Origin of the sequence: Variovorax sp. MSC1_012 (assembly GCF_023667525.1) — a bacterium.
GTDB classification, from domain to species: domain Bacteria; phylum Pseudomonadota; class Gammaproteobacteria; order Burkholderiales; family Burkholderiaceae_C; genus Variovorax; species Variovorax beijingensis_B.
The window spans coordinates 46298-60612 of the sequence record NZ_JAMOZJ020000002.1 but is presented as its reverse complement, the minus strand read 5'-3'; the positions used below and the strand labels follow the sequence as shown (position 1 = coordinate 60612).

Annotated in this window: 13 protein-coding genes and 1 pseudogene; 8 read left to right on the top strand and 6 right to left on the bottom strand. The window is 63.1% G+C overall.

Annotated features, from left to right (window positions below; genetic code table 11):
- Nucleotides 1–501, top strand: coding sequence for a TIR domain-containing protein (locus tag L1081_RS25740; protein WP_489417477.1), 501 nt, complete (start codon nt 1–3; stop codon nt 499–501).
- On the top strand, nt 498–1376 hold the full coding sequence (locus tag L1081_RS25735; protein WP_489417476.1) for a macro domain-containing protein: 879 nt from the start codon (nt 498–500) through the stop codon (nt 1374–1376). The genes L1081_RS25740 and L1081_RS25735 overlap by 4 nt, the downstream gene beginning before the upstream one ends.
- Nucleotides 1377–1428: 52 nt before the next feature.
- On the opposite strand, the gene L1081_RS25730 is transcribed toward L1081_RS25735, so the two are convergent.
- Both L1081_RS25730 and L1081_RS25725 read right to left on the bottom strand, forming a co-directional pair.
- Entirely contained in the window at nt 1429–1926 is a 498-nt protein-coding gene (locus L1081_RS25730; RefSeq protein WP_489417475.1) for a hypothetical protein, read from the bottom strand.
- A 294-nt stretch (nt 1927–2220) separates the two neighbouring features.
- Nucleotides 2221–3927 carry a phage integrase family protein gene (locus L1081_RS25725; protein ID WP_489417474.1) on the bottom strand — a complete coding sequence of 569 codons (1707 nt, stop codon included), beginning with the start codon at nt 3925–3927 and terminating at the stop codon, nt 2221–2223.
- A 333-nt stretch (nt 3928–4260) separates the two neighbouring features.
- Here L1081_RS25725 and L1081_RS25720 point away from each other — a divergent pair.
- Nucleotides 4261–5103: pseudogene (locus tag L1081_RS25720) on the top strand (IS110 family transposase).
- Between the two features lie 111 nt (nt 5104–5214).
- Here L1081_RS25720 and L1081_RS25715 read toward each other — a convergent pair.
- Nucleotides 5215–6774, bottom strand: coding sequence for a trypsin-like peptidase domain-containing protein (locus L1081_RS25715; protein WP_489417473.1), 1560 nt, complete (start codon nt 6772–6774; stop codon nt 5215–5217).
- A 199-nt stretch (nt 6775–6973) separates the two neighbouring features.
- Here L1081_RS25715 and L1081_RS25710 point away from each other — a divergent pair, with 199 nt between their 5' ends.
- Together L1081_RS25710 and L1081_RS25705 are read left to right on the top strand one after the other, a co-directional pair.
- A complete protein-coding gene (locus L1081_RS25710) occupies nt 6974–7885 on the top strand; it encodes a ribose-phosphate diphosphokinase (protein WP_489417472.1) in 912 nt (303 codons plus the stop codon).
- A gap of 90 nt (nt 7886–7975) precedes the next feature.
- A complete protein-coding gene (locus L1081_RS25705) occupies nt 7976–8179 on the top strand; it encodes a YgaP-like transmembrane domain (RefSeq protein ID WP_489417471.1) in 204 nt (67 codons plus the stop codon).
- Here L1081_RS25705 and L1081_RS25700 read toward each other — a convergent pair.
- Nucleotides 8151–8630: a hypothetical protein gene (locus L1081_RS25700; protein ID WP_489417470.1), complete on the bottom strand. Its 480-nt coding sequence runs from the start codon at nt 8628–8630 to the stop codon at nt 8151–8153. The genes L1081_RS25705 and L1081_RS25700 overlap by 29 nt on opposite strands.
- A 202-nt stretch (nt 8631–8832) precedes the next feature.
- Between L1081_RS25700 and L1081_RS25695 the strand changes: the two genes are divergently transcribed.
- From L1081_RS25695 to L1081_RS25685, 3 genes are all read left to right on the top strand, one after another.
- Nucleotides 8833–9042 (top strand): hypothetical protein, encoded by a 210-nt coding sequence (locus L1081_RS25695; protein ID WP_489417469.1) that lies wholly within the window; start codon nt 8833–8835, stop codon nt 9040–9042.
- 191 nt (nt 9043–9233) lie between these two features.
- A complete protein-coding gene (locus L1081_RS25690; RefSeq protein WP_489417468.1) occupies nt 9234–9548 on the top strand; it encodes a BON domain-containing protein in 315 nt (104 codons plus the stop codon).
- A gap of 469 nt (nt 9549–10017) precedes the next feature.
- The gene (locus L1081_RS25685) at nt 10018–11022 is read left to right on the top strand and encodes a calcium:cation antiporter family protein (RefSeq protein ID WP_489417467.1); all 1005 of its coding nucleotides are present in this window, start codon (nt 10018–10020) and stop codon (nt 11020–11022) included.
- 46 nt (nt 11023–11068) lie between these two features.
- Here L1081_RS25685 and L1081_RS25680 read toward each other — a convergent pair whose 3' ends face one another.
- Nucleotides 11069–11509 carry a universal stress protein gene (locus L1081_RS25680; RefSeq protein ID WP_489417466.1) on the bottom strand — a complete coding sequence of 147 codons (441 nt, stop codon included), beginning with the start codon at nt 11507–11509 and terminating at the stop codon, nt 11069–11071.
- Between the two features lie 44 nt (nt 11510–11553).
- Entirely contained in the window at nt 11554–14187 is a 2634-nt protein-coding gene (locus L1081_RS25675) for an HAD-IC family P-type ATPase (protein WP_489417980.1), read from the bottom strand.
- Between the last annotated feature and the right edge of the window lie 128 nt (nt 14188–14315).

The window sequence follows — 14315 nt, the reverse complement described above, 5'->3', positions numbered from 1 at the left end:
ATGGGCTACCGCAACAAGACCTATATCGCCTTCGATGGCGACACGGACATGCACTACTACCGCCTCATGACGGCGTGGAAGGCAAATGACGGCTTCTCGTTAAATTTCCATGATGCTCATGAATTGAATACAGCACGAGATTCAAGTCAAGAAGAGAGCATCAAACGGCAGCTTCGCGAGCGGTTTGCAAATTCAAAGCTGCTAGTCGTTTTGATTGGTGAAAAAACGCGTCTTCTCACGAAATTCGTGAAATGGGAAATGGAGGTCGCTTTGAAATTGGGGTTGCCGATCATTGGTGTAAATTTGAACGGGAATCGAACGATCGATGCTCGTTGCCCGCCTACGATTAGAAGCGAACTCGTGGTTTACGTGCCTTTCAAGCACAACATCATTGAATACGCAATGGATTATTGGCCGTCTGAATTCCACCGGTTGCGCGGCGAGGGCAAGAGTGGCGATTATTATTATCTCGACCACGTCTACACGCAGTTAGGCCTGTGAAATACTTCTTTGAATCGATAAGAACGTGGTCGTATTGGCGTTATGCCTTGTTTTCGGGCGAGGCTATTGGCAAATTTTTGGCCGCGATGAGTGTGCTTTACTTGTGTGTCGACTTGGCCGATACGTTTGCCATTTATAAGAAGGATCAGTACCACTACTACGGCCTACTCATTCTGGCCTTACTCGCAGTCGTTTACGTGGTGTCTACGCGGAGACCTTTGTCACGCGTGAGCTACAAAATTCCGAGCAAGGATTTTTCCATAGAGGTTCGTATTGGTGATCTTTTCAACATTCCTGGCGAGGTCATCATCAGCACTAGCTCGACCTTTGATACCGATATGGCGTCGGGTTTAATTGCTGCGGCGAGTTTGCAAGGGCAACTTGCCACACAATTATTCAACGGCCAAACTGTAGAGATTGATCGTCAAATCGAGGCGTCGCTGGCTAAAGAAAGCTTCATTGTTAACGAGAATCGCCCTGGCAAAAAGAATGAATACCCAATAGGCACTGTCGCCAGAGTAAATGCGCACGGAAAGAATTTTTATCTTGTAGCTATGTCTCACATGGATGAGGAGCGAAATGCGCGCTCAAGCCTCAAGATTGTCGATGAGGCCCTTGAAAAGCTCTGGTTGAGTTTGGCGTCTAAAGCTGAAGTCGGCGATATAGTGATGCCACTGATGGGCACGGGCCGCGGCAGGGTTGCGTATCCTCGGAAAAAAATGATCGAGCGCATTGCTCAGTCTTTTGCGGATGCTTGTAGCGAACGCGCTTTTTCGAACAAGCTAATAATAGTTATACGTCCGGAGGAAGCTTCGAAATTCTCCCTCAACCTGTTTCAGGTTAGAGATTTTCTTGGACAAAGCCTTCACGCCTAGAGCTCCGCAGGTCGCTAGCGTCTGCGGGGACATATGACAGCCGCTACTCACTCTAGCTATTGGGGTATCGCACGTGGTGGTGAAAGGAAAGGTGACTAGCGAAAGTGGCACAGCACGTGTTGACGAATACTTCAAGCAGCTTCTTTGGGTCTGTGGGAATCGCAAGGCCCGGATCAACGCCCTTCAAGTAGTACGTGAGCGGCAGCAAAGCTTCCGCGTCTAGCTTGATCTCCAACCGGTGGCTGATCCTATTCCGCAGCGTATTCATGTGCTTGATCGCGGGGATAGGGTCGAATTTCTGATCCCGTACTAGCGTATCCCACTTCAAGAGGTTCATCCGCTGCCCAAAGGTCAGCTTGGCCTTTTCCCAATCGAGCCCTTCGATGGTTGCTTTCAGGTACTCGTCCATATAGTGCTCGATTACAAGATGGCACGTAAGGAAGTACCCGAGCAGTCCGTGGTCGATGTCCGTGATTCGCTTCCAGACTAATGAGCCGTTCTCGACGCCACTAAGCATGGGTGGGAGACGTGGGCTGTTGTTCTGGTTCATCCCCGACATCTTACTTAGTTAATAGCAGCGGCGGCCGGTTTGTCGGCTTCGCGCCAAGACAGGGTGATTCCTGCCTCGCGTGCCTTCTTGAAGACTTCAGGCGAGGGGCGCGTTTTAGTTGGCACGTTGGCTTTTTTTTTGCTCGGTTGTACGAGCCAATCCTGGATATGTCGGAGTAGCATCTGCGACGTCTGTACTCGAGTGTCGTGGCGATGGCCTAGTGGCGATCTGGCCGATAGCGGCTTAAGTTTTTTTAGAGCGGCGCCGATCTCCATTCCGAGACTGCACCTCAAATTAAGCCGCGCTCGTGAAAGGTCGAGCCGGAAAAGCCTCCCCGATCTGCCGTGCCCGCTTGACCTCATCGGTATGCAGGTAGACCGAGGTCGTCGCCACGGAGGCATGCCGCAGGTTGTCCCGCACGGTCGTCAGCTCGACGCCGCGCGCGAGCGCGTGGGTCGCATGGGTGTGTCGCATCCAGTGCGGCGTGGCGCGCTTGAGCTTGTCCGCGGTGGACGGACTCACGCCCTCCAAGGCCTGCGCGGCGTGGAGGAAGAAGCGGCGCATGACCGCCCACAAGCGCGACGCGCTGATGCCGGTGCCGTCCTCTGCCAGGCCGGGAATCAACGCGGTCTTCGGGTTCCAGCGCGGCCGCGTCACGGGTAGCCCCCGTTGCGCCAAGTACTGATCGAGCGCACCCCGCGCCAGCAATGGCAAGGCCACCTTCCCGTGCTTGCTGCCCTTGCCGACCACGTTCAGCCAGTCGTCGCCCTGCGCATCATGTTCGATGCTGCCCAGCCGGGCGTCGACCATCTCGCTCGGCCGAAGACCGGTTGCGTACCAGAAATCCAGCACGAAGCGCAGGCGCCGGGCGCCCTCCTCGCTCCACCCGCTGATCCACTCGATGCCGTCGGCGGTGGAGCGAATCAGCGTCCATTCGTGCTCCGTGAACACCCGGGATGCATCGAGCGCGCCGCCACGGCCCGTTCCCTTGACCTTCACGCCGGCAAAGGGATTGGCCAGCACATAGCGTTGCTCGATCAGCCAGCGATACAGCGCGCCGATCACGGACAGCGCATAGGCCACGGAGCGCGGCGCCAGCGGACCCTGGAAGGGCCGCCATTCCGCGGACGTGCGCGGCCGCGCGGGGCCGACCCAGCGCTCCCGCGGCGATGGGCGACGCAAGAAGGCGCGGTACGCGACGGCATCCTCGGTCGTCAGCGAGGACAGCGCCTTGCCGCGTTCCAGGATCGCCCACAGCATGAGCCGCTCGGCTTCCTTGCGGTAGGCGCGCTGCGTGGCCAAGGCATCCTGCAGGCCCAGCCAAGCCTGGACGGCCTCGTAGTCATTGCTGGCCGACAGGGTGCAGGTGGCCTGCGGCGCCCGGAAGGTGCCCCGGGAGCCATCGACCTCGTGCGGCACGACCAGGTGCTCCCACGGCGCAGTCTCGGTTCTCGGCACGACCACCAGCGCCCTCGCCCGTTCGGTCAGGGCCGGGTGAGCGGCAAAGAACGCCTCGATCTGGCGCGCGCTGCGTGCGCCCAGGCCGGGCACGGCGGCCCACCATCGGCGCCGGCGCGGCACGCGCACCGTCAGATCGGCCAGCGTCTGGATGCCGGCGTTTTGCAGGGCATGGGCGGCGCGTGTCGGCAACCAGCGGTCGACGGTGTCCGTCACCATCGGCGCCGGCAGGGGCAAACCCTGCAGCTTCTCGATGGCATCCCTGACCGCCCGGGCACGTTGCTCGCGTTCGGCCGCCGGGTGTGCGATCAGCGAGGCCAGGTCGTCGCGATGCCGCAGCCGCGCGTAGCCCGCCAGCTGGCGGCGGATCTCGCCCAGCATGGCGCGAGAGGACTGTCCTGTGGCCTTGCTTTCGCCGAGATATTGCACGACTGCGGCGCGCGCCGACAGACCCGCATACCAAGCGCGCAGCGCCGCCAGCTGCGAGGCGCCGGGGAAATCGCCATCTCCGGCCCCTGCCCCATCCACGGTGCGTACTTTCATGCCCTCCAGTTTACCCGCACGAACTTGCTATTGTGATAAGAAGAGTTATCGTGATAGCAGCATATCACTTCGCCAGATCAAGACTCCCACGAACTGTTGTCATGACCGTTCTCCTTATATCTTTCAAATGGTTCAACCTTCATTGCTCGAGGTGCTGCAAAGCACGTCGACCAGTGGACGGGTTGACTCGCCACCGCGCAGCCTGGGTCTCCTGCGAGCCCGAGCTCGAACCCCAGCACAGGGCGCGCGGTGGTGGTCTCTTTGTTGTGCTGCATCCCGAATGGTTGATCGAACACATTTCGTATTCATAAGGCTGGGAGCCGGAGAACTGTCATGAGTGAACCTGTCTACGTGGGTATCGATATCGCCAAGGCCAGCTTCGAGGTGGCCGCCAGTGGCGAAACACAAACCCTGAGCCTGAGCAACGACGAGGCCGGCCATGCCGAGTTGTGCCAGGTGCTCGTGCCGCTTGCGCCTCGTCTGATCCTGCTGGAGGCTACCGGTGGTCATGAGCAGAGCCTGGCGCTCGCGCTGGCGGCCGCTGGGTTGCGCGTATCGGTCATCAACCCTCGGCAGGCGCGCGACTTCGCGCGCTGCATGGGCAAGCTGGCCAAGACCGACCGCATCGACGCGTTGATGCTTCGCGGATTCGCCGAACTGCTCGACGCCCAGGGCCATGAGCCACGCGCACTGGCCGACTAGCAACAGCGCGAGCTCAGCGCCATGGTGCCCCGCCGACGCCAGCTGGTGGCCATGCTCGTGGCCGAACGCCAACGCCTTGCGCTGGCTCATCCGAAGGCCAAGGCCAGCATCCTGGCGGTCATGGATGCCATCGCCGCCCAGCTTCACGACATCGACGGCGAGCTGCGCGAGCACATGCGCGCGCATCACGCGGACCTGGTGGGCCTGGCGCCTGTCAACCGTGATTCGGGCACCTTGCGTGGACAGCGTCACATCTTCGGCGGCCGCGCGGAAGTGCGCCGCGTGTTGTACGTCGCCGCCTTGGTAGGCACGCGATTCAATCCCGTGCTCAAAGCCTTCTATGCAAGCCTGCTGACCGCAGGCAAGCCAAAGAAGGTTGCCTTGGTGGCATGCATGCACAAGCTGCTCGTCATTCTCAACGCCATCGCCAGAACCAGGCAGCCCTGGCGCGACGACTTTGCTGTGGCGGCTTGAGTTGGTCATACAAGATGGTTGCTGGAAGTGTTGAGAGCCCTATAGCGTTGCTCAACGTCATCCCCCTCGTAAAAGGGGGGTGTCCATCCCATTACTCCAAGCCTCACTGCATCAAGGCGATGTCGCCTGGGCGCCGTACCATCGGGGCGCGCTGCGCGGGAGGATCGGCACATAGCTTCGGGCCGAGCCGCGCATGATCAGCAGTGCGACCGTGTCGCTCTCTTTGATGGACCGGATCGCTGCATCGAAATCCGCCAGGCCGGCCACTTGCACATCGTTGACCGCTATCAGCATGTCGCCGTAGCGCAATCCCGCCCGCTGGGCCGAACCCGAGGCCGATTGCACAATGAGCCCGGGCTCCAGCAGGCTGATGCCCAGCACCCCCTTGCGTTCCGAGAGTTCGAGCCCGAAACGCGTCTCTTGCGCCAGGACACGCGCGGCCAACGGGGGTGCGAGGTCCGGTGGGGTTTCGGCCACGCCCACCTGCATCGCCAACAGCGCCTTGCGACGCCAGACCTTCAGGGCGAGCAGGCTGCCCTTGCGGGCTCCGGCGACGCGGTCCTGAATGTCGGCATAGGGCATCGCAGCAGCGCCGTCGACGGCCAGCACCACATCCCCGCTGCGGAGTCCCGACCGCTCGGCAGGGCTGTCCTGGTCCACGCGCACTACCAGCGCCCCCAAAGCGGTATCAAGACCAAAGGCCGGTGCCAGTTCGGCGGTCAGGGGCTGGACGCGGGCACCGATATGCCCCCGTCTCACACGCCCGCTGATGCGAAGCTCGTCGGCAATGTGCATCGCCGTGTCGATAGGCAGGCTGAACGACATACCGGAGTATCCCCCGTTGGGGGAGTGGGCCATCGAGTTCATGCCCACCACTTGGCCCCGCTCGTCGAACAATGGCCCGCCCGAGTTGCCCGGGTTGAGCGCGACGTCGGTCTGTATCAGCGGCACCCCGCTGCCACCCGGCAGGTAGCGCGGATTGGCGCTCACCACGCCGGCGGTCACGCTGCGCTCGAATCCGAAGGGAGCACCCATCGCGGCGACCCATTCGCCGGGGCACAGCGCGCTGCTGCGTCCGACGATGACGACCGGCAGGTCAGACGCCATGACTCGCAGCAGCGCAACGTCGGTGCGGCGGTCGATGCCCACCACCTCGGCGTCGAAGCGGCGCTGGTCGGCCGTGGTGATCGAGATCGCCTGGGCGCCGGCCACCGCGTGCGCGCTGGTCAAAAGGTATCCATCGCGACGGACTATGAATCCCGATGCGAAGCCGCGCCCTTCGCCCTGCCTCCCTTGCACCGGCGCCCCCAGCATCCAGCCCGGACCTCCTCCATCATAGGCAGGGGCCGTCACCGTCACGCTCACCACAGCGGGCGCCTGCTGAGCGGCGGCCACCACGAAGTCGGAGCCTTGGGACACCGGCGCCGCACGCTCCAGGCACGACCGTGGCTGCGACCAGGCGCTCGCTCCTCCCGCGAGCGCGCAGGCGCCCAGGGCCGCCATGACCGCGGCGCGCGCGAGCATCTTGGGTTTCATTCGGCGCGCCGGCAGGTCCGGAGGCCCCCTGAGCACGAGTTCGAACGCCCCCTTTCGCGCGAACGCAGCGATCTCCCCGGCAGCCTGGCCGAGCCGGTGTTCGAAGCGGCCACCGACGGCAAGCAGGATTTTCATGGCGACTCCTTCGATGGGGACATTTCCCACGTCCGAATGCTCGTTGCGACCCAGGAAGCCCGCCTTGCGCCAAATCAAGAATTCGACCGCCCGCCGCGAATCGGCAAGACATCGCCGGCGCTTGACGCAACGCAAGGCCGCGGACGGCCGCTCTCCAGATACTGATGGTCCTTTCCATCCCCAATTCGAGGAAGCAGCCATGACCGTCGTGGTCGCGATGCCAGGAAACGAACGGCTCGCCGAGGAGCTGGCCGCTCGACTCGGGCTTGAACGCGGCTCGGCCACGGTGCGGCGCTTTCCCGACGGAGAGTCTTACGTGCGCATCGGGTCGACGGTCAAGGGATGCGCAACGATCATCGCCTGCACGCTAGACCGGCCAGACGACAAGCTGGTGCCGCTGTTCCTGCTCGCGGCGGCGCTACGTGAGGCCGGTGCATCGTCGATCGGCCTGGTTGCGCCGTACCTGGCGTACATGCGGCAAGACAGCCGCTTTCAGCCCGGCGAAACGATCAGCGCCCGCCATGTCGCGGCCTGGATCTCGCGCCATGTCGACTGGCTCGTGACCGTCGACCCGCACCTTCACCGCATCCCGGACCTGTCGCAGGTCTACGGCATACCCTCTCGCACCGTTCATGCTGCGGGTAGCGTGGCCCAGTGGATACGCGCCCATGTGCGCAACCCTCTGCTGGTAGGCCCCGATGAAGAAAGCGCGCAATGGGTCCGCGACGTAGGGCAGCACGCAAATGCACCCTGCGTCGTGCTGGACAAAACGCGCCATGGCGACCGCGATGTCGAGATCTCGGTGCCGGATGTCGAACGCTGGCGCTTCCACACGCCGGTGCTGGTGGACGACATTGTTTCGACCGCCCACACCATGATCGAAACGACAAAGCACCTGCTCCGGGCCGGCCTCGCCGCTCCCGTATGCGTGGCGGTGCACCCGGTGTTCGCGCAGACTGCGTTCGAAGACCTGCGCGCTGCCCATGTGAGTGACATCGTCAGCTGCGACACGATCTGGCATCCGTCCAATCGGATCCCGCTCGCCCCGGCGATTGCCGCGGGCATCCTCATGTTTCTGCCCGAGGGCGCAGCTCATCAGCCGGGCTCGTGATGCTGGCCGAGTCCGCAAATCGTTGATCCACCTCAACACCGACCGGGCTTGCGTCGCACAAGATTCTCTTCAACCTGCAAGGAGAAACGGATGTCCTTCCTGTCGAAAAACATCGGCCCCCTCGACCGTACGGTGCGGGTCAGCGGGGGCCTGCTGCTCATTGTGCTCGCCGCCACGGAAATCATTGGCCTGTGGGGCTACATCGGCGTAGTGCCCCTGCTGACTGGAGTGATCGGCACCTGCCCGCTCTATTCGTTCCTCGGCGTTAGCACCTGCGCTCGCGCTGGGCGCTGAACGTACGGCTGCCTCCTATGTCCATGCTCCAGTGGCTTGCCGTCGCGCTAATCGCGGTGCTGATTTCCGCAGGGGTGTGGCTCGCGCTGAACATGTTTGTGTTCTGGATCACGCTCGACTGAGCGTCGGGAGGTGCGACCATGTGTCTGAACCTCCTTAGAGAACTGTCGGAAACGCGGTTGCCCTGCACCAAGGCCGACTCCGCGATGATCGACAGGTTGCGCTTGCTCGAGCCGCCGATCTGATCAAGGTGCTGATTCCGCCGGTGCACGTCGATTGCGACCATTGCCTGCGCCAGGACCCCGCCACCGTGCTCGACATCACGCCCCGCGGATGGGAGATCTTGCGCACGAACATGGTCGAAGACGAAGCCACTCCCCACGCCGCGGCCAAGAAGGCCGAGATTGAGCAGCGCGGCGCTGGATCTCGCGCAACTGGCCACCTGGTTCAACAGTTCCAGGGAGCGGCTCCGCCGCGGGATGCTCTCGCCTCAACGCGCGCCCGGCCGGCCTGATACCGACGATTGACACAGTGTTTCCGTCTGATGCGAAGCATTTATGCTGCGGCCAAGTTCGAAGTCTAGATTGATATGGCGCGAATCAAGTTTCCGAATGCAATGGCTCATGGAAACGCAAGCGCACAAGGAGATCGACATGAACACACTCAATGCATCCGACGGCTACGAACTGCGGTTTCATCCCTTGTTCGCCAATCACCGCGCCTTCGCCTTTCCTTGTGACGCGGTCGGCCGTGTCGACATGGACTCACTCAGCGAGCCCATGCTCAACAACTACCTGTATGCACGTGCGGTGATGGGGCTGGAGCTTTCATGGCCCGAAGTGCGCCTGAGTTCGTCGCACTAGCGCCGAAACAAGTGCCGGCAGCCGAAGCCGGACGGTCGGGGCCAAGCGCCTCTGCGGCGCCACGCCAAAGCGATTAACAGCGTGTCGGAGCCGATCAGCGCAGCATCCGCTGCGCGAAGCTTGAGCCAGCGCAAGCGCCGCCTCGGAGGTTTCTTCTAGCCTTGCTTGTCCTCAACCACTATGGAGTCATCATGAAACAAGGCTTTGGTAAAACCCGATGGATCGCGGCCGCAACCGTCCTCGCCGCGCTCACTGCATGCGGAGGAACACCAACACGCGAGAGCACTGGTGAGTACATCGACGACACCGCGATCACAGCGCGCGTGAAGGCAAAGCTGGCTACGGACGCCAAGGCCAGTGCAAGGGAGGTGAACGTCGAGACTTTCAAGGGCCGCGTCCAGTTGAGCGGATTTGCCTCGACCGTGGAGGAGCGGCGCCACGCCGCCGCAGTAGCCCGCACGGTCAAGGGCGTGACTGAAGTCGTCAACGACATTCTCATCAAATAGCACGAAAAACCCATCCTGAACGACGGTCGGCAGCATGAGTTCCGGCCGTCACCGGCTCCACGAATCCGGATGACGGGGATTGACCAGGAGCCGCCCCGCTTGCGTTGTCGGAAAACTTGGGTCTGAGGAGCGATGTGAAGCATTCGCAGAGACACAATGGAAGAACGATCGTCGTCCACGCACGACGTCGCGAGCATGGCCGCGGCTACACCTGGACCTACTCGGTCGAAGAGCTGCCCGGCATAGCAGGTTGCGGAAGCACGGCGAACGACTGTGATGCGCGAGAAAACGCGTTATCCCAGGCGATGTGCGCAGCTCGAAATGCCATCAATCAAACAGATGATCGCCGATACCGCGCGGGAGCATTCTGCAAGAGTTGACAAAGCGCTCCGGCTCCACGGGTCTTCGATGCCAGACTTGACTCGTCGCCCGTCGAGCGTCGCCAAGTACACCCAACCACCGTCATCAGATGAGCCAGACCCTCCTCGTATGGGCACAGTTCGCTCTGTGTGTCTCGGCCATCGGTTTGGCTGGTTTTCGCCTGGTCCGCTATGGCGACGCCATTGCCGCGTTGACCGGCTTGTCACGCAACTGGATCGGCATGATCCTCATTGCCACTGTCACCTCATTGCCGGAGCTCGTCACGGGCTTCAGTGCCGTCATGCTTGTGGACGCTCCTGACATCGCGGTTGGCGACGTACTCGGAAGCTGCGTTTTCAATCTGGCGATCCTTGCGCTGGTCGACCTGCTGCATCGCGACGGCTCCGTCTATTCGCGAGTCGGACCGGCGCATGTCTTGTCTGCGTCCTTCGGTGTGGTTCTGCTTTCCGCGGTGGGCCTGGCCGTGCTGTTGGCGCCTCATGACGCCATTCCCGTCATCGGACATGTGAGCGCTTCCAGCGTCGTCCTGTTGATACTCTACTTGGCCGCAATGCGGACGGTCTACCGACTGGAGCAGCGCGAAGCCATTGCACCGATGCAAGAACCTGTGAAGATGACATTCCGGCATGCGCTCACAGGTTACGTGATCGCCGCGTCGGTGATCGTCTCCGCGGGCATTTGGCTGCCTTTTGTCGGTGTCGATCTGGCCCGGGCCATGGGATGGTCGAACTCCCTGGTCGGAACGCTCTTCATCGCGTTCGCCACTTCGGTGCCGGAACTCGCCACCACGCTCGGCGCATTGCGCATCGGCGCCGCCGACATCGCACTGGGAAACCTGCTGGGCAGCAACCTGTTCGATGTGCTCATTCTGGTGTTGGACGACCTGGCTTACCTGCCCGGATCCATCTATCGCAACGTGGCGCAGGTGCATGCCGCGACGGCGATCACCGCGGTCATGATGAGCGGTGCAGTCATCGTGGCGTTGCTCTACCGCCCCACCACGCGTGTACTTCGCTCGATGAGTTGGGCGAGCATCTCGCTGGTCGCGCTGTACCTGATCAACGCGGCGGTGCAGTTCCGGCACGGCCAATAGCGATACTGGTGAACGTGCGGTCGCGCTGTTTGCGCGCGGCCGACCGTCAACGTCGAAGGACGAGTACCGGCACCTTGCATTGCGCCAGCACTTGCGAGGTGACCGATCCCAGCAGCAGCGCTCCGAGCGCCGAGTGGCCGTGCGAGCCTATGAGGATGAGATCGAAGTTCTCCTTCACCGCCATGTCCGCGACCACCTTGCCGGGCCGACCGACTCTGTGAATGATGGCCGGCTGCCACCCGCGTCGGGCGGCGAATTCGACAACGCACTGCAGCGCCCCCTCGGCTTCGCTCCGGTAGTAGGCCTGCGCCTCGGCCTCGTTCATGAGGCCGCGCACCCGCGGCGGCAGAGGCGGCACCACGGTCATACAAGTAATCTCGTGCGGCTCGCCGAGCCAACCGCCCTCTGCGCCCTGGTCCTGCGCGGCCAGGTAGTCCAGCATGTGGCGGGTGTATTCGCTGCCGTCAACCGCCATCAATATCTTCATGGTCATATCTCCCTCTGAGCATGGAAATGTGCGATCAGCAGCGCTCAGGCGACCACGACCGAGTCCACCGAAGCGCGAGCCGTCCGGCGGCGAACCCACTTTTCGACCTCCACCGCTGAAAAGACCATGACCGCGCAAGCCAGGCACAGTGCCAGTTCGCCGGCCGTCAGCGCCTCGGTTCGAAACACCGGCTGCAGGGCCGGAACGTAGATCACAGCGAGCTGGAGCACGAAGGTCGACAGCACGGCCCCCGCCAGCGGCAAATTGCTTCGCAGCCCTTGGCTGAATAGCGAATCAGTCTCTGAACGGATGGCCAGCACATGCCCCATCTGCGACAGCGTGAGCACCGTGAACACCATGGTCTGCCAGTGCATGCCCGTCTTCAGGGCCAAGGCCTGGACGCCGAGGCACAGTGTCGCGATCAGCAGACCGACCCACAGCGTGTGTTGCCAAAGCCCTCCGGCGAACACGCTTTCGCCCGGCGGACGGGGCGGCCGCCGCATGACACCTCGTTCGGCAGGCTCCGCGGCAAGTGCGAGACCGGGTAGCCCGTCGGTCACCAGATTCACCCAGAGGATGTGCAACGGCAGCAGCGGAATCGGCATGCCCATCAGCGGCGCAAGGAACAAGGTCCAGATCTCGCCGGAGTTCCCGGTCATTGCGTAGCGGATGAACTTGCGGATGTTGTCGAAGATGCGCCGCCCCTCGCGCACGGCCGCCACAATGCTCGCAAAGTTGTCGTCGAGCAGCACGAGGCTCGCCGCCTCCCGCGCGACGTCGGTGCCGCCCTTCCCCATCGCCACGCCAATGTCTGCCTGCTTGAGCGCGGGTGCGTCGTTGACACCGTCGCCAGTCATCGCCACGAACTGTCCATGGGCCTGAAGCGCCCGGACGATCCGGATCTTCTGGGCCGGGTCGACGCGTGCGTACACGCGCACGTCGCGGGCCGCGCGCTGCAACGCCGCGTCGTCCATTGCGCTCAGTTCCGCACCGGTGAGCGCCGAGGCATCGGCCCCGGCAATGCCGAGTTCGTGCGCAATGGCCAATGCCGTCGCCGGATGGTCGCCCGTGATCATCACCGGAGTGATCCCCGCGCTGCGGCAATCGGCCACGGCAGCCTTGGCCTGTGGCCGGGGCGGATCGGCCAGCCCTACGAGACCGAGCAGGACCATTTCCGACTCGACCGCGTCGGCAGGCCAGCCGGCGGGATCCTGCCCAAAGGAGCGGCGCGCCACCGCGAGCACGCGCAACCCTTGCGCCGCCATCGCTTGCACGGCGAATAGGGCTTCGGCACTGTCCAGCACGAGATCTCCCTGCGCCGACGCCACGCGCGTACAGCGCGGCAGCACCGTTTCAGGTGCGCCCTTGGTGACGGCGAACCAGCCTTCGTTCTCACGATGCAGCGTGCTCATGCGCTTTCGCTCGGAGTCGAAGGGCCATTCATGCAAGCGGGCATTGGCCCCGCGCACAGCAGCCGGGTCGAAACCGTCGGCTTGCGCGGCTTCGACCAGCGCGGTCTCGGTGGGGTCTCCCATCCACTCGCCTTGGGCGCCGATGCTGGCATCGGTACACAGCAGCACCGCACGCCAGATGGAGTCCCGGGAACCGCCGGCGAGGAGATCCACGACCTGGACCCGCATGCGGTTCTGCGTCAGGGTGCCGGTCTTGTCGGAGCAGATCACGCTGACAGAGCCGAGCGTTTCCACAGAAGGCAAACGGCGAACGAGCGCATTCACCTTCACCATGCGGCGCGCGCCCAGCGCGAGCAGCACGGTCACCACGGCTGGCAGTGCCTCTGGAATGGCCGCGACCGCCAGGCTGATGGCGGTCAACGCCATCAGCAGCACCGGCTCGCCCCGCATCACGCCGATGCTGAAGATCAGCGCACAGATGCACAACACCACCAAGGACAGCCGCTTGCCGAACGAGGCCAGGCGCAACTGCAGCGGCGTGCTCCGCTCGTCGGCGCCATGCAGCAGTCCGGCCACGCGGCCCAGTTCGGTCTGAGAGCCGATGGCTGTCACCAGCCCTTCAGCCCGGCCGTGCGTGACCAGCGTGCCCTTGAACGCCATGTTGAGCCGATCGCCCAGCGCCTGCGCATCGCCGGACAGATGCGCGGTGTGCTTCGCCACCGTGACCGATTCCCCGGTCAGCGTCGATTCGTCCACCCGCAATTGCGCCGCATCGTGCAGGCGAAGATCGGCCGGCACGAGATTGCCTGCCTCGAGCAGCACCACGTCGCCTGGTACCAGCTGGCTGGTCTCCAAGACCTGGGTGCTCCCCTCGCGCCGCACTGTCGCGTGCGGACTGGCCAGGCGCTTGAGCGCGTCGAGCGCGCGCTCCGCCCGCCATTCCTGGGCCAGGCCGATGACGGCGTTGAGCACGACAATGACCGCGATGGCCACCGTGTCCACCACATCGCCGATGAATCCCGACAGCAGCGCGGCCGCGATCAATACCAGCACCATGAAATCCCGGAACTGGTCGAGCACCCGCTGGATCAGGCTCCGGGGCGGCGACTCCGGCAGGCTGTTCTGGCCGTGAAGCGCCCGCCGCTTCAATGCCTGCTCGGCCGTCAGGCCCTCGCGAGGGTCGACTTCCAGGTGGGCGGCGAGAGCGGCGACGGGATGCAGGTGCGCATCGCGGACCAGGGTGGTGGCATCTTGCGGGTCGTTCATCCTCGCATCGTCCATGTTGCGGGCAATCAGGCCTTGAGAATGCGCAAACCAGGACTTGCCGGGCAATGCCCGGCGCCGGTGAACGAGAAAGCGAAGTCTGCGCACGTCTGTCCGGGCGCCCATTGAAA